Source organism: Allobosea sp., assembly GCF_035944895.1.
In the GTDB taxonomy this organism is placed as follows: domain Bacteria; phylum Pseudomonadota; class Alphaproteobacteria; order Rhizobiales; family Beijerinckiaceae; genus Allobosea.
This window is the reverse complement of the sequence record NZ_DASZAT010000013.1, coordinates 1-17,806: the sequence shown is the minus strand read 5'-3', so window position 1 is coordinate 17,806 and position 17,806 is coordinate 1. Positions and strand designations below refer to the sequence as shown.

The window sequence follows — 17,806 nt, the reverse complement described above, 5'->3', positions numbered from 1 at the left end:
CTCCCTCGCGTCGTGGGGCGTTGCGCGCCCGCCTATGCGCCGAACCTGTCGCGCCAGGCCGGCTTGGCGCCCGCAAAGGGCAGGGCGCTGGCTGAGTATACCGCCCGCGCCACGGCGCGCGCCAGCACGTCGGCGGCGGTGGCACAGAGTTCGGTCAGGGCATAGGCGTCGGAGGGAGCGCCGCTGTGGCCAGTCGCTGCGGCGAAGACGACATCGCCGTCGAGCGGGGCGTGGACGGGCCGCAGCGCCCGCGCCAGTCCATCATGAGCGCAAAGCGCCAGGCGCTTGGCCTGCGCCTTGGTCAGCACCGCGTCGGTCGCCACCAGCGCGATGGTGGTGTTGGCGCCCGGGCCGCCCTTGAAGCGCAAGGTCAGGTCCTCGGGTGCGATCGCCGCCGGCCAGCCGCGGCCGCCGAATTCGCCGCTCTGCTCGTAAGGGGCGGCCCAGAAATGCTGGCCGTCGCCGATCGTCGCCGAGCCGACGGCGTTGACCGCGACCAGCGCGCCGACGGTCTGGCCGGTCGCGGCCCGCGCGCTGGCCGAGCCGAGTCCGCCCTTGAGATTGGCGGTGGTCGCGCCATGGCCGGCGCCGACGCTGCCGAGCGCGAACTCGGCCGCGGCGGCTGCGCTCGCTTTCTCGGCAAGCGCGCGATAGGGCGCCTCGCCCTCGCCGCGGGCGAAGGGCTTGTCGCCGCCATTGGCGAGGTCGAACAGGATCGCCTGCGGCACGATCGGTACGCGATAGCCGCCGATCGGGAAGCCGCGTCCTTCCCGCGCCAGCCAGCTCAGGGCGCCGTCGGCTGCGGACAGGCCCCAGATCGAGCCGCCGGAGAGGACGATGCCGTCGACATGCTCGACCGTCATTCCCGGTTCGAGCAAGGCGGTGTCGCGTGTGCCCGGCGCGCCACCGAGCACGGCGACGGAGGCGATGCTCGGCCGTTCGAACAGGGCGACGGTGACGCCGGTTGCGGCAGCGGCATCCTCGGCATTGCCCACGAGAATGCCACGAACATCGGTGATGAGATTGCGCATGGCTGAGGCTCGTTGCGAACTTGGCGCGTTGGTCACTGCCGGCATGCTGCGCCGATTCGGCGTAGCGCGGCGACCCATGGAACTTACCGCTCGCCGGCGCGTCATGCCGACATTACGATCTTGTCATGCGTGCGCCATGGCCGGGTCAGGCCCTCCGAGGCATCGTGGCGAGATCGCGACCCGGCTTCGAGACCCGCAAAGCGACCTGTTGTTGTAAAGCCCACAATCGGAGACCTCGCATGAAACGCATCGCCCTCATCGTCGCTTCCAGCGCCGCGGCTGTCGCTGCGACCCTGGCGATCGCGCAGCCGCAGCCGATCCCACCCGCACCGGGCAGCAATCCGCCAGGGCAGCAGCAGAGCGAGACGCGCGGCGATCGTGCGGATCGCGGCGACCGTGCCGATCGGCGCGAGGAATGGCGTCAGCGTCGCGCCGAGCAGGCGACCGCCCGGATGAACGAACGCCTGGCCCAGCTGCGCACCGACCTCAAGCTCAAGCCCGAACAGGTGCCGGCCTTCGAGAAACTGGAAGCGCTGATCAAGCGCAATGCCGAGCAGCGCCGCGAGAACTTCGCCAAGATGCGCGAGCAGCGCGAGCATTTCCGTGATGCCGACATCATGGAGCGGCTCGACATGAGGGCGACCCGCCAGGCCGAGCGCGCGACCCGCAGCAAGGAGATGGCGGACGCGGTTCGTCCGCTCTGGTCGACCTTCAGCGACGAGCAGAAGACCGTGGCGCGCCGGGCCGTCCGCCAGACGATGTCGGAAGGTCGCGAGCACATGCGCGAGATGCGCGGGGGCTGGCAGGAATGGTACGGCCGCGACCGTGGTCGTGATCGCTACGGCGACGACGACCGCGGCCCGCGCCGCTGGCGTGACCGCGGCCATGACGATGACGATCGCGGCTGATTGCCGAGCTTCCGAAACAGAGAAGGGCGGTCCGGCAGGGCCGCCCTTTTTCGCTTGTCCTCTCAAGCCCTCATCCTGAGGAGGCCGCGTCAGCGGCCGTCTCGAAGGATGCTTCAGCTGGTTCCGGAGCCTCCTGGAGCATCCTTCGAGACGCGCGCCTGCGGAGCGCTCCTCAGGATGAGGGCTCGGGGTGAGTATTCGAGCTCGTCAGGTGCCGACGGCATCCTTGACGCATTTCGTGGTGAAGCTGCTCTTGGCGGCACCCGCCAGCTTCTTGTCGGCCGCCTGCTTGTCGCAGGCCGCGCCAGCGTCCTTCTCGCATTTGGTGACGAAGCTGGTCTTGGCCGCGCCGGCGAGCTTCTTCTCCGTGGCCTGGGCACTGCAGCTCGGGCTCTGGGCGAAGGCGGCGCTCGACAGGCCGGCGGCGAGAGCAGCAAGGATGAGCGTCTTCATGCGGGATGACCCCTGTGGCGGGACAAGGATGTTAGCCTGAGTCGCGACGCAGCGTCATGACGCAGGCAGGGTACATGGGGCGCTGATCAAGCGCGCCGATTTTGCGAGCTGGCCCAGGGTGTTGCCGCGCCCGGCTGAGAGGCTGAATCAATGCCCGCGGCCGCAGCGGATCGCGCCCCTCGGCCAACTCGGCTTCCCTTCATTGAACCGTCACATCCCGCCCGCTATAGGCGGCGAGGTCGCGGCGGTCGGAAGCGCGCCGCCGTCATCGCAAGGGCAGGCGCATGCGCTTCATCCAGACCTTCGAGCTCTATCCCTTCCTCGACTCGGTCGTCAGCCTGCTGGCCGCCTTCGTGCTCGGCGCGCTGATCGGAGCCGAGCGGCAATACAGGCAGCGCACGGCGGGCCTGCGCACCACCGTGCTGGTCGCGGTCGGTGCGGCGGCCTTCGTCGATCTTGCCATGCGCATCGCCGGCTCAGGCGAGGCCGTCCGGGTCATCTCCTATGTCGTCTCCGGCATCGGTTTCCTGGGCGCTGGCGTGATCATGAAGGAGGGGATGAACGTCCGCGGCCTCAATACCGCCGCGACGCTCTGGTGCGCGGCCGCGGTCGGCGCCTGCACCGGCGCCGACATGGTCGCGGAGGGGGCGCTGGTCACGGTCTTCGTCATCGCCGGCAACACCCTGCTGCGGCCGCTGGTCAATGCAATCAACCGCATCCCGCTCAACGAGAAGGCCTCGGAGGCGACCTATGAGGTCGTCGTCACCACCGATCCGGAGGCGCTGCCCTCTGTGCGCGAAAAGATGGTCGAACTGCTGGAGCAGGCGAACTATCCGGTCGGCGACGTCAAGACCATGGAGCGCGGCGAGGAGGCGATCGAGATCGTCGCGACGCTGATCAGCACCGCGGTCGAGCGCAAGGAACTCGATGCCGTCGTCGAGCGGATCGAGCGTCTGCCGGGCGTCACCCATGCGACCTGGGAGAGTAGCACGAGCGACTGAGCGTCATGGCTGTGCTGGGGCAGGCAAGGGGTTGGTGAAGGCTTTGTAAAGGCCGATGCCGTATTCGTGACCTATTCTTGGGTGAAGCGGGGCCCACCTTCCTAGGACGGAGACGCTTGCATGCGTGACGTAAAATCGATCTGCGGTCTCTTGATCGCCGGCTGCATGGCAGCCACCACTCTGGTCGCGGCCCCAACGGCGGCCGAAGCGCGCGATGGCCGCAAGGCCGCGATCTTCGGCGGGCTCGCCGCCGGCGCGATCCTCGGCGGCGCCCTCGCTGCAGGCGCAGGCAGCCGGGCCTATGCCGCGCCGGCTCCGGTCTATGTCGATGACGAGCCGGTCGTCGTGCGCCGGCGCTGCTGGCGCGAGCGCCAGGCGGTCTATGACGATTGGGGCGATTTCGTCGGCTACCGTCCGGTTCGCGTCTGCAACTGACGTAAAGCCGTGATGCGATCGAGGGCCGCTCTCAGCGTTTGACGATGCGGTTCTCGATGCCCGAGGTCGAGATACTCGGCTCCCGGACATCGGCGGCGGCCGTCCAGCTCAGGCTGTTCTTGGCGCCGCCGACCTCGATCTTCGCCGGTCCGGTCAGCTCCAGCTCGATCACATGATCGGCGCCGGAAACGTCGATCTCGGCCGGAGTCTCGCCGCCATGGATCTTGGTCGAGACCGTGTTCTCGGCCGTCTCGACCGTCAGGTTGCCGGTCGAGCCGCCGCTTGCCCTGTTCTGCGCGCCGCTGACGGCGAGCGAGGTCGCATCCTCGAAGCTGACCTTGTGGCCGCTGCCGTGGATGCCGATGGCGCCGCAGCTGCCCTTGAGTTCGACCGTATGACCCTGGCCGGTGATCGCGACATCCTCGCCGTTGCAGGTGAAATCGCGCGACTGGCCGACGCCGGCGATGCTGATCTCCTCGGCGCCCGCGAGCGAAGGTGCGAGGATGAGGGTGGCGAGCAGCAGATGGGGCAGGCGCAAGATGGTCGCTCCGGGTTGTCTCGGGAGACGCATCCTTGCGGGTGACTATGGCGCCGATGCGGAGCGCCTCACCTGTCCTTGTGGGCACCGACCTTGAATTGCAGCTCCGAGCTCGAAAAGACGAAGCGGACCGCCGATGAGTCGGGCTCCCAGCGGATCACCGAGGTTGAGGAGCGCGAGCCGAAATAGGGCCCTGGTAGTGGCGTGCTGGTCAGCTCGTAGCTTGTGTCCGGCCCGTTCACGCGAAATGCGAACCAGCGTCGCGGTGCGCCCGTGAAGAAGTCTCGGGCGGAGTAGTCCATCACCGAGGCCTCGTAGCGGCCATCGGGCGAGCGGCGGGTCTCGCCGGTTCCGACCGGCATGGTCTCGAACCAGCGGAAGAGGGCGAGCGCAGCGAGAAGCGGCACGCCAAGGACGAGAAGCCAGAGCCATCGACGGCGCCCGCGAATGATCGGATCCGGCATCGTTCCTCGTATCTGCCCCGTGGCCTGAATCTCCCGAGCCATTGGGTTTGCGAGGCGCAGTTTCGCTCGCCTGATGTGGGGCTGCCGGCGAGGCGGTGGATGCCGTGAAGGGGCCGTGCCGCGAGGTTCCGCATTGCTCCGATGTCGACGCAACGGGCGATTGCTCCTCGTCGCCATGCCGGTAAGCTCGCGGTGGGCAATGGCAGGCGAGGGATCGATGACGAGGGGCGCGACAGGCCGCAGCTGCGTAGCTGCGGCGTTCTTTTGCGGGATATCGTTCATCGGCGGTCCCGGCCTTGCCGAAACGCCGGCACCCGTCTTCCAGACAAATTTCTCCGCCGGTTGTCTCAACCCCAAGGACTGGAAGATCTCAGGCCAGCTCGACAAGGCGGTGCGGGCGGATCGCATCCGCTGCGTCGATGGCGAACGGGCCGGGCAGGAGAAGCCGGCGCTCGCGATCACGGTGAAGCCCGGCGATGCCTACGACCCCAATCCCGGCTCGACGCCGACCGAGCGGTCGGAGGTTCAGATGACCGGAGAGCTGATCCGTTTCGATGCGACGAGCTGGTACAGCTTCCGCTTCCGGGTCGAGAGCCCGTGGGCGCCGCGGCGCAACCGCACGGTGATCCAGCAGATCAAGCAGAACATCGACCTGCGCTACGAGAAGGGGCGGGGTGGCGAGGAGATCTGCGACGCCGCCAACCCGCTGTTCAAGATCGAGGTCGATTCCGACAATGGCAAGCCGGTGTTCCGGGCCAAGACGGCGGGGACCGACAGCTGCGGCGACAGTCTCGGGCAGGCACAATTCTGCGGCGACTGGCCGGTCGAGCCGGATCGCTGGCACCGCGTCAACGTCATGATCCGGCCGAGCCAGCAGGCCGGCGAGAGCCGCCTCAGGCTCTGGCTCGACGGGCGCGCCTGCCCCGAATTCCGCGGCGTGCTCGGCTATCCGCGCTATGGCACGGTGAAGGACGGCAAGCCCTTCATCGACACGCAGCCGCGCTTCGGCATCTATCGCGACGCACTGCCGGGCGTCAGCCAGACGATCCTGTTCGACGACATCGCCTTCTGGTCGCAGGACCCGGCCGGCCATCCAGCCTGGAACGGTGTCGCCGGAGCCGCCGGGCAATAAAAAAGGAGAGGGCGGGAAGCCCTCTCCTGAAACAGTCCAGAAGCGGGGTGGAAACCACCCCGGCAGCCGTAATCAGCGCGAGTAGAACTCGATTTTGTCTCCGCTTAACGCAGCATAGGTTCCCGATATTTGGCTCAAAAATCTGAGATGGTTCCCACGGATAGCGCGACGGCAGGTTCCCCCATGCCCCTACCGCTTCCGCATTTCGCCCGCTCGGGAACCGTTGAGAGCCTCCGGGGCGGCACGATCAACGAGCCGGAGGGGAGGGTAGCCGCCCTCCGCTCCTAAATGCCTCTTTGCTGTGGTGAGGGGCACCGTGCGGGCCTGTGACGGACGCCGCCGTACGTCCCTAGCTGCCCACACTGCCGGCCGTTCTAGCCTCCTCCCGCAATGCGCTCACCGCTTGCCGCCGGTCACTTTGGTATGCCCACCAAGACCTGCAACGACTGCATGGCCTCGCAGAGTGCGCTCCTAATGCGCCCGTCAGGTGCCTTCGAGAGCACTCATGCACTGCGCAAACGGCTCTGACCAGACACCCTTTGACCAGTGATAGATGTCCACCGATTGCCGCAGACCCAACTTGAAGAACGGATCGCCTTCGATGATGGCCTGAGCGGCTTCCTTGTTCTCGGCGTTCACGAGCCAAAGCGCGCCCTGAGGTGCATCCTCGGGCTTGGGACGTAGAGCGCCACCCGCGAGAACCTTGGTGCCCTGAGCAGCCACATAGTCGAGATGCTCGTCAACATGAGCTTGCCGAAGATGCAGGCGCTCGGGGTTGTCGCGAAGGAGAACAGCGAAAAGCATGGCATTGGCCCCTCGTGTTGGCGGTCGCTTAAACTACCATGGGAAACGCAATCTCCGACAGGATCGTGTCAGCGGACCGCCTGTCCCGTCTGAATGCTGAGGACTGGTCCAAGCTCAAGGCAGAGCTGGCCTCCCGGCGGGTCCGTGTCGTGGTGCTGGACCTACCCACAAGCTGGGCCATGGCGGACCCGAAGGCCGATGAGTTCACGCTGCGGATGTTCGACGCCATCAACGCGATGATGCTGGACATGCTCGCCGCCATCGCCCGCAAGGACTACGAGGACCGCCGCCGCAGGCAGGCTCAGGGGCAGGCCAAGGCGAAAGCGGAGGGGCGTTACAAGGGCGGCCCGGTGTCGTAAAGCCTTGCGAACGCCTTGAGGTCCCCCGCGCCTCGTTCTCCACAACAGGGCTAATCAACTTGGAAATGGGCTGAGCCGAGAGAGCCCTGAACTCGCGCTTAGGGGCGGGCAGCAGGTGGCGCTACTCAAGTGGGTGAAGAACGAATTGGCGGGCTGGAGCAAAGCTTCAACGGCCAGGTGGGCAAGCATGTGCCCAGCAAAAAGGGCGGCCCTCGCGGACCGCCCTTTCCATGAAACTTGCCAGAGGCTGGCGCGCTCCGGCTGAGATTTCAGGTCAGCGCGAGTAGAACTCGATGACCAGGTTCGGCTCCATCTGCACCGCATAGGGCACGTCCGACAGGGTCGGGGTGCGGGTGTAGGTGGCGGTCGACTTGGTGTGGTCGGCGTCGATGTAGTCAGGCACGTCGCGCTCGGCGAGGGCGGCCGACTCGATGACGATGGCGAGCTGGCGCGAGCTCTCCTTGATCGCGATCACGTCGCCCGGCTTGACCTGGTACGAGGCGATGTTGACGCGCTTGCCGTTCACGGTGATGTGGCCGTGGTTGATGAACTGGCGGGCGGCGAAGACGGTCGGGACGAACTTGGCGCGGTAGATCACCGCGTCGAGACGACGCTCGAGCAGGCCGACCAGGTTCTCGCCCGAATCGCCCTTCAGGCGGATCGCCTCGGCGTAGTAGCGGCGGAACTGCTTCTCGGAGATCGAGCCGTAATAGCCCTTCAGCTTCTGCTTGGCGCGCAGCTGGGTGCCGAAGTCGGACGGCTTGCCCTTGCGGCGCTGGCCGTGCTGGCCGGGGCCGTATTCGCGGCGGTTGACCGGGGACTTCGGGCGGCCCCAGATGTTCTGACCGAGACGGCGGTCAATCTTGTACTTCGCCTCATGGCGCTTCGACATGTCGCGTGTCCTCTATGGTTCGCGAGTTGAGGACCGCGCCCTCCTTCTCCCCGTCTCCGGGGCGACAGATCCGGCCTCCGAAGAGAAGCGGATCACGGGTGCGGAAAAAGCCACGCGGCCCCGTGAGGAGCCGCGCGACGGAGGTGCCTATGGGGGAAACGGCACGATATGTCAATGAGCCGGCATCAGTAGCGCCAGTAGGCGCGGCGATGATGCGGGTGCTTGTACCAGCCGAGATGCCGACCGCGATTCCAGCCATGATGGCGACGCGGGCCGTAGCTATGGCCGTAATGATGGCCCTTGTGCCCGTGCCAGCCTTTCGGCTTGGCCTGGGCCTCGCCCGTCAGCCCAGGGCCGAGCAGCAGCGCGCCGCAGGCCAGGGCGATGGCGCAGATCAGCTTTCTCATCTTGTCCTCCCTCATGGAGATGGTGGCGTCGATAACGCCTCCAGATCAGAACAGTTCCAAATTGTGGTCAGAGTGCGAGCGGCAGCGGCTCGCTCTCGATCCGCGCCAGGCCGAAGCCGGCGAGCGCGATATGGGCCGGGCCGGAGAGGCGTGCGCCGTCAGTGAAGACGGCGACGGTCGAGGCATGGTCCGGCCGCGACTGTGCCGGTCCGAGCAATTGCGCCGTTCGCCGCGCGATCGCCGGGGCGGGGTCGATCCACTCGACCGGCCAGGGAGCCAGGCGCTGCAGGCGCGGCAGCAGCAGCGGGTAGTGCGTGCAGGACAGCGTCACCACATCGGTGCGCCTGCCGTCGCGAGCGACGAAGCAGGGCGCGATCTCGGCGGCGATCACGGCATCGTCGATGGGCTCGCCCTTCAGCGCCGCTTCCGCCACACCAGCGAGGCGGGTTGCGCCGACCAGCGTGACCTCGCAGCCGGCGGCATAGCGCTCGATCAGATCATGCGTGTAGTCGCGGGCGACGGTGCCGGGCGTCGCCAGCACCGAGACCAGGCCGCTGCGCGTGCGCTCGGCCGCCGGCTTCACTGCCGGGACGGTGCCGACGAAGGGGATGGCGAAGCGGGCCCGCAGCGCCGGCAGCACCAAAGTCGAGGCAGTGTTGCAGGCGATGACGACGAGATCGGGATGGAAGCGATCGACCAGGCGCTCCATAACCGCAAGCACACGATCGACCAGCGCCGGCTCGTCAAGGCGGCCATAAGGGAAGGCAGCGTCGTCGGCGGCGTAGATGATGTCGGCATCCGGGCGCTGGCGCATGACCTCGCGCAGTACGGTGAGGCCGCCGAGACCGGAATCGAAGACGAGGATGGTCGGGATTCGCAAGCAGAGCACCGGCGCGGCATAGCCGGCTCCGGCCAGAAGATCGACCCGCATCGCACTCATACCCACTGCGTCCGCCAAGCCTTCGATTGGGCGCCGGGCGGGTTAAGGAGCAGTGAACGCTTCGCTTCGGGTCGTTCGATAATTTAGTTAACTCTGTCCATTAAATGACATTTCTCACCGCAGGATGAGGAGGTCAGCCATGTCCGCCACCGACACGCCAGCCATCGCGGCGATCCGCCGTTTCGGCCGTTTCCACACCCGCTTCATCGGGGCGCTGGGCGGAGACCTGCACGGCTCGGGCTTCGGGCTGACGGAAGGGCGTGTCCTCTACGAACTGGCGCAGCGCGATGGCTGGCGGGCCGGGGAGCTGGCGCGTGAGCTCGGACTAGACCCGGCCTATCTCTCGCGCCTGCTGAAGCGTTTCACCGAGCTGGGCTGGCTGGAGCGGGCGAGGGCGGACGGTGACGGCCGTGCCTATGAGCTGAAGCTGACCGCAACTGGGCAAGAGGCTTTCGCGCCGCTCGACGACGCCTCGCGCCGGCAAGCCGACATGATTCTGTCGCGCCTGGGCAGGGATGAACAGGCGAGCCTCGTCTCGGCGCTGGAGCGGGCGCAGACGCTGCTGTCGGGCGCCGCCAGCCCGCAGCCGGCCGTGACGATCCGGGCGCATCGTCCCGGCGATATCGGCTGGGTGATCTCGGCGCATGCTAGGCTCTATTCCGAGGTCTATGGCTGGGACATCAGTTTCGAGGCGCTGGTTGCCGAGATCGCCGCGAAATTCCTGCGCGAGTTCAAGCCGGGCCGGGAGCGCTGCTTCATCGCCGACCTCGATGGCGAGCCGATCGGATCGGCCTTCGTCGTGCAGGAGAGTGACGAAGTTGCCAAGCTGCGGCTCGTCCTGGTCGAGACGCGGGCGCAGGGGCTAGGCCTCGGCAAGCGCCTGGTGCGGGAGGCGATCGCCTTTGCTCGCGCAGCCGGTTATCGCCGCATGGTGCTATGGACCAACGACATCCTGCATGCGGCCCGCGCGATCTACATCGCCGAGGGCTTCAGGCTGGTGGCGGAGGAGAAGCACCACTCCTTCGGCAAGGATCTGGTCGGGCAGAACTGGGAGCGGGATCTCTAGAGCAGGATGCGAAAAAGTGGGATCCGGTTTTTCGCTTTGATCCTGCTCTGACTCTGATGAGAGACGGATTCAGATTTCAGATGGCATCGCTTTGCGATTCCATCTGAAATCATCCGGCTCTAGCGCTCGGCCAGACCAGCAGCCAGAGATATGCCGCGATCGAGAGAATGCCGCCGACTGGCGTCATCATCTCGAGTGGCTCAGGAAGGCGCGACTCGATCAGGCGAGGCAGTACGAAGTTCTCGAGCAATTCGAGCGTGATCAGTGCCGTGATGATCGGCAGGACCGGGAAACCCATGTCCCGCACGCGTTGTGCCGAGAGTGCGATGACCGCCCAGTAGAACAGCAGTGTGAAAACGAGGTTGGGGATCGGCTCGACGAAGAAGAGCGGGCCGGATGTCTCCGCCGGCGTCAGGCCGAATATCTCCATGGCCAGGATCAGCAGAGCCAGGGAGAAGGCGATGACCACGACGCAGCGCAGCACGTAGCCAAGCCGCGCGAGGCGCCCGTCGAAGCGCCAGAAGCTGGCGAGGAAAGCCATCATCGCCTGCCGTCACTGCACCGAGGTCAGTGCGGCCCGCTGGAAATCGGTTCGGCGCTGCTGGTGCAGCGAGCCGTCTCCCGTCGTCACCACCGAGAACATCACGAAGCCGCCCTGCTTGCGCGGCAGCACGTAGAACTCGGAATAGCGGGCATCGCCGCCATTCTCGCAGGAGGAGAAGCCGCGCAGCACGCTCGCCCCTTCGACGGTGTCGGTGGTGCGGCCCGAAGCGAACCTGCCCTGGCAGCCGCGCGCATCGGCGGCGGAGACCGCCGCGGCGACATCGACATCCTTCTGGTTCGGATTGGCCAGGACGCGCACGAGCCCGGTCGCGCCCTTGGCCTGCCAGCCGGCGCCGTTGCCGCCGATGCCGGACGGCGCCTCCGGGCCGCTCAGCACCTTCGGCTCGGGCAGTTGCGCCTTGAGCAGGAAATTGGTCGCGAGCGTCACCGCCTCGAGCTGGATCGCCGGGTCGGTCGCCGCGGCGGTCGTGGTGCCGCCGCCCTGCGCGGGCGCCGACGTGCCGGGCGCGACCTTCAGATTGGCGTTCGCCTTCACGCAGTCGAGCAGCGCCGGCATGATCTCGGCGGTCGCGGTCAGGCGGAAGGTGTAGCGCGCGCCGAGCATGTTGGCTTCGAGGAACTCGGCGCCGCGAAAAGCGCGGACGATGTTGGAGTTCGCCGGCATGGTCACGACGACGAGCTGCGGCTGCACAGCCTTGGCGTTGATGCGGACGATGTCGTTGCGGTCGAAGGCCATCTCCATCGGCACCTCGGCGCCGGGCTTCAACCCCCAGGCCCGGTTGGAGAAGCCCAGATTCCAGCCGTAATTGCTGTTGAGCGAGGCGTGCATGGTGACGCCGCTCTTGTAGCTCGCCGAGACCGCGCAGTGCGAGAAGTCGCCGGTCTGGTTGTTGGTGAAGGCGCCGCCGGCCCAGTTGCCGACCGAGAATTTCGCGTAAGGCCCGGCAGCGAGCGCAGGCGAGGCCAGCAGGGCACCGGCGAGAACGAGCGACAGGCGCATCATCAGGCTCCGTATCGATCCCCAGCGCGGCCATGGTGACAAAGACCTGCCGGGTTGGGCAAGCCTTGTGTGCGCCAGACGCGGTCTCCGGAATATCAGACCTTGAGGCGCGCTGCCGCCGCGGCAGCGGAACGGCCGGCGAGCGCGGCACCGCCGGCCGTCATGGCGCCGCCGCCGGCGGTTGCCTCGCCGGCGAGCCAGAGCTTGCCGCCGATCGGCTCGGCCAGGATGTCGCGCGCACCGGCATGGCCCGGCCGGCAGACGGAATAGGAACCGTGCGAGAACGGGTCGGTCCACCAGGCCGGAAAGGAGACCGGGCCGGCCGCCTTGCGGAACTCGGTCCCGACCATCGCGGCGAGCAGGTCGATGATCTGCTCGCGCGCCGCGCCGGCGCCCGCGGTCGAGAGGTCGCGGGCGAAATCGCCGCCGCAATAGCCGATGACGAGGTCGCGATCGTCGGGGAAGAGATCGAAGCTGATCAGCCGCTCCGCCGAGCCGGCCTCGAAATAGGTCGTGCCCGGCGCGATGCCGAAACGATCGCCTGCGACCTTGAGGGCGATCTTGGTGAGCGCGCCCATGCCGATGCCGGCGAGAGCGTCACGAGTGCGGGCGGGAAGCTGGGGCGTGAAGCGGATAGCGCCCGATTTCAGCACGCCGACCGGCACGGTGACGATGCAGGCGCGAGCCCGGAGCGTTCCCGAGGCCGTGGTGATGGCGACGCGCGAGCCGCTCCAGTCGATGGCGGTGACCGGTTGGCCGAGGCGGATGTCGAGTCCTTCAGCATAGCGGGCGACGAGATTGCCGTAGCCGCTCGGCACGACATAGTCCTCGCCCGCCCAGAGCCGCTGATAGTCGCGGGCCGAGATGCGCGCCGATTCCTCGCCGATCGAGAGCAGCATGCCGGAGGCCGCGACCGGCGCGAGATCGGGACCGAGATCGCTCAGCACCTGCGCGACCGAGAGGTCGCGATCGTCCAGATCGGCATTGTCGAGCCGCCGATCGATCTCGCCGAATGCGCCGCGGCGGCGGGCGCGGTCGCCGGCGGGCATGGGCTTGCCGCTCTGGAAGAGCTGGAAGCCGCCACCCCGGCTCTCGTTCGGGGTCTGCACGCCGAGCTCGCGGGCGATCTCGGTCCAGGGATTACGCTCGGCCCAGTGGATGAACATCGCGCCGGCGTCATAGGACGGGCCGAGCGAGGAATCGGTGAAGGTTCGGCCGCCGAGGCGATCGCGGGCCTCGAGCACGATCACGGAGCGCCCGGCCGCCTGGAGCTGCCTCGCTGCGGCGATGCCGGCCGCGCCGGCGCCGATCACCACCGCGTCCGGCTCGGCGGCGCGGGCGGGCGAGTGTCCGCTGGCGGCGCTCATCGCCAGCGCGCCAGCGCCTGTCAGCAATGTCCGGCGGTCGAGCATGAAGAACGGCCCTGTGTCCTTAGGCCGGCTGATGATGCCAGCCGCTTTTCGCGCTGCAATACACGAGCACGCGTGTGGCAGGAGCAGGGCCATCACAGCTTTGCGAGGCCGGTCGCATGTCAGCCTCTGCCGTCATCCGTCCTTTCAGTTTAGACGAATGATAAATTTAGTTTAGAATTCCAATAAGTAAGTAATGTATCACGCAACCGCGAGTCTATTGACAGTTAAATTGAGCTTTAATAACCGCTGATGGTGAAAGTAAGGCGCAGGGCCTAGTTTTCAGGAATTATAAAAAGCAATTCGACTTGGCAAGAGAGTTTGGCAAGTCGATCTGCTTCTCAGCGACAGGATATACGGGCGATGGGGACGAATTGCAGCGGGCTGCGCCGAGGCGTGGCGCTTGGAGCCTTGATGCTGGCGGCGGCGCCGGCGCTGGCGCAGCAGCAACGCAATCCTGCTCCGCCCGCGGCCACTGAGCAGGTGCAGCTCGACCAGATCAATGTGCAGGGTGAGCGCGAGGCCGCGCCGCTGCTGCAGGGGCCGACGACGACGACCACCACCCGCGCCCAGCTCGACCGCCAGCAGGTGCAGAGCCTGACGGACCTGTCGAACCGGGTCGAGGCGGGCATCACCTTCAACCGTCAGAACGGCTCGCTCAACATTCGCGGCCTCGACGGTGCGCGCGTGCTGACGACGATCGACGGCATCCGCCAGCCCTTCCTGATCGACACCCGCATCAACCGCGCCGGCACGAACGCCTTCGACTTCGACTCGCTGTCCTCGCTCGACCTGCTGCGCGGCGGCAGCGGCGGCGCCACGCTCGGCGGCGGCGCACTGGGCGGCGCGCTCGCAGTGCGCACGCTCGATCCCGAGGACATCATCCGCAATGGGCGTTCTTACGGAGCGCTCGCCAAGACCGGCTATGACAGCACCGATCGGGCCTGGTTCGGCAGTGCGGCGGCGGCGGCGCGCATGGGCAACACCTCGGTGCTGCTCCAGGGCGGCTTCCGCAACGGCAGCGAGATCGACAGCAAGGGCAGCAACAAGTCGATCGGCGCAACCCGCACGGCGCCGAACCCGGCCGACTTCAACCAGTACAGCTTCCTCGGCAAGATCTACCAGCAGGTCGGCGAAGCCCACCGCTTCGGTATCACCGGCGAGTTCTTCAAGCGCGCCGACCGGGTCCAGACCCGGACCAGCACCGTGTCGCTGACGGGTAATTTCCGCCCGGGCGCCTATCAGACCGGCGAGGATGTCGAGCGCAACCGTGTCTCGCTGACCTATGACTACAAGCAGCCCGGTGGCCTCCTTATCGACGAGGCGCATGCGAATCTCTACTGGCAGCGGCTGAAGCGCAACGACCTGGTCAGCGCCTATCGCTACACCAGCATCATCGGGCCCTATGGCCGCGACAACGAGAACGAGCAGACCGCCTACGGCTTCAACGGCCATGTGATCAAGAACCTGCAGACTGGCGGGCTCTCGCATCGCATCCTGCTCGGCACCGAGCTGCGCATGTCGTCGCTGAAGCAGTATTCGTCTGGCCTCGACAACTGCCCGACGCGGCCGGCCTCCGGTTCGTTCACCGGTGCGCTCGCCACCTGCAACAACCTGTTCACCAACCAGTCGGACCAGCCCGATATCGATGGGCGGCTCGTCGGCATCTATGTCCAGGACGAGATCGGCCTGCTCGAAAACCGCCTGCGCGTCACGCCCGGCGTGCGCTTCGACTGGTATGAGGAGAAGCCGCAGGCGACGCCGGCCTATTCGTCCAGCGGTTCGCGCCCGGTCGGCCTGCCGCCGTCCTCGAGCGACTCGGCCTGGTCGCCGCGCATCAGGCTGGAATACGACATCCTGAAGAACGCGCCGTGGGTGAAGGACGTCACCGTGTTCGCGCAATGGGCCAAGAGCTTCCGCGCGCCGACGGCTGACGAGCTCTATGGCCGCTTCGGCGGGCCGAGCACCTATCTGCGCGCCGGCAATCCGCTCCTGCGTCCGGAGGAGGGCAATGGTATCGATGTCGGTGTCCGCTTCGGCGACAAGCAGCTCGGCGGCTCGATCACCTATTTCCACACCAACTACCGCAACTATATCGAGCAGTACCAGCAGCAGGCTGCGGGCGTGGGCGGCCTCTACCCGCAGGGCGGCATCGTCGGCCTGCGCAACATCCCGCGCGCCGAGATCCAGGGCGTCGAGATCAACGGGCAATACGGTTTCGCGCCGAACTGGCTGGTGCGCGGCTCGTTCGCCTATACCCGCGGCCGCAACAAGACCGACGACATCTTCCTGAACTCGATCCCGCCGATGCAGGGCATCGTCGCCGTCGCCTACGGCACGGATCGCTGGGGCGCCGAGATCTCAGCCAAGATGGCCGGCAAGCGCGATGACGTCTCGACGGTCCAGGCCGGCACCGGCTTCAAGGCACCGGGCTACACGCTCTTCAACGCCTCGGCCTGGTGGCGCCCGATGCCGGAGATCGCCGACCTCGAATTGCAGATCGGCGTCTACAACATCTTCGACCGCAAGTACTGGGACGCCGCCAACGTGCCGCTCTCCCGTCCGCAGCCGCGCGACTACTACAGCGAGCCGGGTCGCACCGTGAAGGCGACGCTCAAGTACCAGTTCTGAGCGCGACGATTTTCGAGACCACTTCAGCCGGCCCCTCGGGGCCGGCTTTTTTGTTGCCGCCGGGAAGCCGGCTCACGGTCCTGCCGTTCCTGCGCCGGACGCAGGTCTCCGATGCGGTTTTCGCCTCAGGTCTTAACATTCCCTTAGCGGGCCGATTCTAGTCATGGTTGTACGCCGCTCGAATCGTCCGAAGCGGCGCTGCCTATGGAGGGGGACGGATGCGCGCCGGCTTGAAGGGTTTCGCAGCGGGGACGTTCTTTCGCACGACCAGCGTTGGAGCCCTGGTGCTCGGCTGCGGCGCAGCGTCTCCGACGCTTGCCGAGACGTACTATGTCAGCACCTTCGGCCAGCTGTCGTCCGCATTCTTGGCCGCCAGCGCGGACGCGAATTCGACGATCATCCTGACCCAGGACATTACGATCGCAGCGAATCTGTCGTCGCTGAACAAGAACCTCACGATCGACACCAACGGTTTCACGATCACAGGGCTCATCGCGATTACCAATACGGGCACGAGCCATCTGACGCTGCAGGGCACCTTCCAAGGTGCAACTCAGGCAGGCCCTGGTGGAACTGCGTTCATCCAGGCGGTAACCGGCCGCCCCAGCATCATTACGAACAACGGGTTCATAACCGGCGGCGCGTCGACAGGTGCGGTTGGCGGGCTGGGTGTCAGTCTTGCCGGTGGCGGCGTCGAATTCACCAACAACGGTACGATCAGCGGTGGCAATGGCGTGACGGCCGGAGGAAGCGGCTTGCAGGTCAGGGCAGTAACGACGGTCGTCAACTCCGGCACGATACAGGGCGGCAATGGCATTACCGGCGGCGGCGTAGGGGTGGATATGGGCGGCCCCAGCTCCGCGGCGGCTTCATCCTTGATCAACACTGGCACCATTAGGGGCGGCTCCGGCTCCGGCAATGGTACCGGAACGTCGATTGGTGGCGTGGGGGTCCTGGTTCGGATCGGCAACAATCCGATCGTCAATTCCGGGGTAATCGAGGGAACGAACGCCGCGGCGATCTGGACCAACAGCGCGACAATCTCGCTCGATATCGTCAACAGCGGTAAGATCAAGGCCGGCGCCGGCCAGAATGCGATCGGGTGGCAAACCGGTGTCACGCCGACGACGGGCAAGCTCACGCTCGAGCTGCAGGCCGGCTCGGTGATCGAAGGCAATGTCGTAGCCAATGCGACGGGCACCAACGACGTTCTTCGCCTCAGCGGCTCCGACAACTGGACGCTGGATGGCGGCATTGGCAGCGCCTCGCAGTACCAGAACTTCGACCGCCTGGAGAAGACGGGGGCGAGCACCTGGACGATCGCCGGCAGCGGCGATTTCTCGGGCGCGACGACGGTCAGCGAAGGCGCGCTGGTCGTGAACGGCTCGCTCGCCGGCTCGGCGGTGACGGTCGGGTCGGGCGCGCGGCTCGGCGGCTCGGGCACGGTCGGAGCGGTGACGCTGGCTTCGGGCAGCCGGATCACGCCCGGCAACTCGATCGGCACGCTCACCGTCAACGGCGCCTATGTCCAGAATGCCGGTTCGGTCTACGAGGTCGAGGTCGACCCCACGACCGGAACCTCCGACCGGATCGACGTCAAGGGCACGGCAACGCTCGCCAATGGCGCGAGCGTCTCGGTGATCAACTATACCGGCGGGACCTTCGTCGCCGGCCAGCGCTACACCATCCTGACCTCGACCGGGCTGACCGGCAGCTATGGCGGCGACCTGACGCTGTCGGCCTTCCTCAGCCTGCGCAACAGCAGCGACGCC

The 17,806-nt window shown here is 66.8% G+C and carries 18 protein-coding genes and 1 pseudogene; 8 read left to right on the top strand and 11 right to left on the bottom strand.

Features of this window, described 5'->3' with window-relative positions; genetic code table 11:
* Positions 1–32: 32 nt before the first annotated feature.
* Entirely contained in the window at positions 33–1,031 is a 999-nt protein-coding gene (locus tag VGV58_RS25230; protein ID WP_326876813.1) for a P1 family peptidase, read from the bottom strand.
* Between the two features lie 239 nt (positions 1,032–1,270).
* Here VGV58_RS25230 and VGV58_RS25225 point away from each other — a divergent pair, with 239 nt between their 5' ends.
* Positions 1,271–1,939 (top strand): Spy/CpxP family protein refolding chaperone, encoded by a 669-nt coding sequence (locus VGV58_RS25225; RefSeq protein WP_326876812.1) that lies wholly within the window; start codon positions 1,271–1,273, stop codon positions 1,937–1,939.
* A gap of 207 nt (positions 1,940–2,146) precedes the next feature.
* On the opposite strand, the gene VGV58_RS25220 is transcribed toward VGV58_RS25225, so the two are convergent.
* Positions 2,147–2,392, bottom strand: a complete 246-nt coding sequence (locus tag VGV58_RS25220) for a hypothetical protein (RefSeq protein ID WP_326876811.1) — start codon at positions 2,390–2,392, stop codon at positions 2,147–2,149.
* Between the two features lie 284 nt (positions 2,393–2,676).
* Here VGV58_RS25220 and VGV58_RS25215 point away from each other — a divergent pair, with 284 nt between their 5' ends.
* Together VGV58_RS25215 and VGV58_RS25210 are read left to right on the top strand one after the other, a co-directional pair.
* Entirely contained in the window at positions 2,677–3,393 is a 717-nt protein-coding gene (locus tag VGV58_RS25215; protein WP_326876810.1) for an MgtC/SapB family protein, read from the top strand.
* Between the two features lie 120 nt (positions 3,394–3,513).
* Complete coding sequence (locus VGV58_RS25210) at positions 3,514–3,828, top strand: hypothetical protein (protein WP_326876809.1); 315 nt, start codon at positions 3,514–3,516, stop codon at positions 3,826–3,828.
* Positions 3,829–3,859: 31 nt separating this feature from the next.
* On the opposite strand, the gene VGV58_RS25205 is transcribed toward VGV58_RS25210, so the two are convergent.
* Positions 3,860–4,366 (bottom strand): DUF3060 domain-containing protein, encoded by a 507-nt coding sequence (locus VGV58_RS25205; RefSeq protein WP_326876808.1) that lies wholly within the window; start codon positions 4,364–4,366, stop codon positions 3,860–3,862.
* Positions 4,367–4,434: 68 nt separating this feature from the next.
* Positions 4,435–4,830, bottom strand: coding sequence for a hypothetical protein (locus VGV58_RS25200; protein WP_326876807.1), 396 nt, complete (start codon positions 4,828–4,830; stop codon positions 4,435–4,437).
* A 217-nt stretch (positions 4,831–5,047) separates the two neighbouring features.
* On the opposite strand from VGV58_RS25200, the gene VGV58_RS25195 reads away from it, so the two are divergent.
* Positions 5,048–5,962: a heparin lyase I family protein gene (locus tag VGV58_RS25195; protein WP_326876806.1), complete on the top strand. Its 915-nt coding sequence runs from the start codon at positions 5,048–5,050 to the stop codon at positions 5,960–5,962.
* Between the two features lie 483 nt (positions 5,963–6,445).
* On the opposite strand, the gene VGV58_RS25190 is transcribed toward VGV58_RS25195, so the two are convergent.
* The gene (locus tag VGV58_RS25190) at positions 6,446–6,766 is read right to left on the bottom strand and encodes a YciI family protein (protein WP_293808959.1); all 321 of its coding nucleotides are present in this window, start codon (positions 6,764–6,766) and stop codon (positions 6,446–6,448) included.
* A gap of 62 nt (positions 6,767–6,828) precedes the next feature.
* Between VGV58_RS25190 and VGV58_RS25185 the strand changes: the two are divergent.
* Positions 6,829–7,110, top strand: a pseudogene (locus VGV58_RS25185) (recombinase family protein); the annotation flags it as partial.
* 289 nt (positions 7,111–7,399) lie between these two features.
* Here the strand turns inward: VGV58_RS25185 and rpsD are convergent.
* From rpsD to murI, 3 genes are all read right to left on the bottom strand, one after another.
* Positions 7,400–8,017 carry a 30S ribosomal protein S4 gene (gene rpsD, locus VGV58_RS25180; protein ID WP_091841016.1) on the bottom strand — a complete coding sequence of 206 codons (618 nt, stop codon included), beginning with the start codon at positions 8,015–8,017 and terminating at the stop codon, positions 7,400–7,402.
* Positions 8,018–8,202: 185 nt separating this feature from the next.
* A complete protein-coding gene (locus VGV58_RS25175) occupies positions 8,203–8,424 on the bottom strand; it encodes a hypothetical protein (RefSeq protein ID WP_326876805.1) in 222 nt (73 codons plus the stop codon).
* A 67-nt stretch (positions 8,425–8,491) separates the two neighbouring features.
* Complete coding sequence (gene murI / locus VGV58_RS25170; RefSeq protein WP_326876848.1) at positions 8,492–9,355, bottom strand: glutamate racemase; 864 nt, start codon at positions 9,353–9,355, stop codon at positions 8,492–8,494.
* A 148-nt stretch (positions 9,356–9,503) separates the two neighbouring features.
* On the opposite strand from murI, the gene VGV58_RS25165 reads away from it, so the two are divergent.
* Entirely contained in the window at positions 9,504–10,430 is a 927-nt protein-coding gene (locus tag VGV58_RS25165; protein WP_326876804.1) for a bifunctional helix-turn-helix transcriptional regulator/GNAT family N-acetyltransferase, read from the top strand.
* Between the two features lie 109 nt (positions 10,431–10,539).
* Here the strand turns inward: VGV58_RS25165 and VGV58_RS25160 are convergent, their stop codons facing one another.
* The 3 genes from VGV58_RS25160 to VGV58_RS25150 all read right to left on the bottom strand — a co-directional run bounded on the left by VGV58_RS25160 (position 10,540) and on the right by VGV58_RS25150 (position 13,406).
* The gene (locus VGV58_RS25160) at positions 10,540–10,974 is read right to left on the bottom strand and encodes a DUF805 domain-containing protein (protein WP_326876803.1); all 435 of its coding nucleotides are present in this window, start codon (positions 10,972–10,974) and stop codon (positions 10,540–10,542) included.
* Positions 10,975–10,983: 9 nt separating this feature from the next.
* Positions 10,984–11,994, bottom strand: a complete 1,011-nt coding sequence (locus VGV58_RS25155; protein ID WP_326876802.1) for a hypothetical protein — start codon at positions 11,992–11,994, stop codon at positions 10,984–10,986.
* A gap of 95 nt (positions 11,995–12,089) precedes the next feature.
* Entirely contained in the window at positions 12,090–13,406 is a 1,317-nt protein-coding gene (locus VGV58_RS25150; RefSeq protein ID WP_326876801.1) for a flavin monoamine oxidase family protein, read from the bottom strand.
* Between the two features lie 360 nt (positions 13,407–13,766).
* On the opposite strand from VGV58_RS25150, the gene VGV58_RS25145 reads away from it, so the two are divergent.
* Together VGV58_RS25145 and VGV58_RS25140 are read left to right on the top strand one after the other, a co-directional pair.
* Positions 13,767–16,034 carry a TonB-dependent hemoglobin/transferrin/lactoferrin family receptor gene (locus VGV58_RS25145; protein ID WP_326876800.1) on the top strand — a complete coding sequence of 756 codons (2,268 nt, stop codon included), beginning with the start codon at positions 13,767–13,769 and terminating at the stop codon, positions 16,032–16,034.
* Positions 16,035–16,252: 218 nt separating this feature from the next.
* The coding region (locus VGV58_RS25140) for an autotransporter-associated beta strand repeat-containing protein (protein ID WP_326876799.1) at positions 16,253–17,806 on the top strand (1,554 nt) is incomplete at its 3' end.

Excerpts from the sequence above, each read along its gene's own strand:
- VGV58_RS25210 (WP_326876809.1), top strand. The coding sequence starts at position 3,514 with ATGCGTGACGTAAAATCGATCTGCGGTCTCTTGATCGCCGGCTGCATG.
- VGV58_RS25220 (WP_326876811.1), bottom strand. The coding sequence starts at position 2,392 with ATGAAGACGCTCATCCTTGCTGCTCTCGCCGCCGGCCTGTCGAGCGCC.
- VGV58_RS25200 (WP_326876807.1), bottom strand. The coding sequence starts at position 4,830 with ATGCCGGATCCGATCATTCGCGGGCGCCGTCGATGGCTCTGGCTTCTC.
- rpsD (WP_091841016.1), bottom strand. The coding sequence starts at position 8,017 with ATGTCGAAGCGCCATGAGGCGAAGTACAAGATTGACCGCCGTCTCGGT.
- VGV58_RS25215 (WP_326876810.1), top strand. The coding sequence starts at position 2,677 with ATGCGCTTCATCCAGACCTTCGAGCTCTATCCCTTCCTCGACTCGGTC.
- VGV58_RS25160 (WP_326876803.1), bottom strand. The coding sequence starts at position 10,974 with ATGATGGCTTTCCTCGCCAGCTTCTGGCGCTTCGACGGGCGCCTCGCG.
- VGV58_RS25175 (WP_326876805.1), bottom strand. The coding sequence starts at position 8,424 with ATGAGAAAGCTGATCTGCGCCATCGCCCTGGCCTGCGGCGCGCTGCTG.
- VGV58_RS25155 (WP_326876802.1), bottom strand. The coding sequence starts at position 11,994 with ATGCGCCTGTCGCTCGTTCTCGCCGGTGCCCTGCTGGCCTCGCCTGCG.
- VGV58_RS25195 (WP_326876806.1), top strand. The coding sequence starts at position 5,048 with ATGACGAGGGGCGCGACAGGCCGCAGCTGCGTAGCTGCGGCGTTCTTT.
- VGV58_RS25190 (WP_293808959.1), bottom strand. The coding sequence starts at position 6,766 with ATGCTTTTCGCTGTTCTCCTTCGCGACAACCCCGAGCGCCTGCATCTT.
- VGV58_RS25150 (WP_326876801.1), bottom strand. The coding sequence starts at position 13,406 with ATGCTCGACCGCCGGACATTGCTGACAGGCGCTGGCGCGCTGGCGATG.
- VGV58_RS25230 (WP_326876813.1), bottom strand. The coding sequence starts at position 1,031 with ATGCGCAATCTCATCACCGATGTTCGTGGCATTCTCGTGGGCAATGCC.
- VGV58_RS25225 (WP_326876812.1), top strand. The coding sequence starts at position 1,271 with ATGAAACGCATCGCCCTCATCGTCGCTTCCAGCGCCGCGGCTGTCGCT.
- VGV58_RS25145 (WP_326876800.1), top strand. The coding sequence starts at position 13,767 with ATGGGGACGAATTGCAGCGGGCTGCGCCGAGGCGTGGCGCTTGGAGCC.
- VGV58_RS25165 (WP_326876804.1), top strand. The coding sequence starts at position 9,504 with ATGTCCGCCACCGACACGCCAGCCATCGCGGCGATCCGCCGTTTCGGC.
- murI (WP_326876848.1), bottom strand. The coding sequence starts at position 9,355 with ATGCGGGTCGATCTTCTGGCCGGAGCCGGCTATGCCGCGCCGGTGCTC.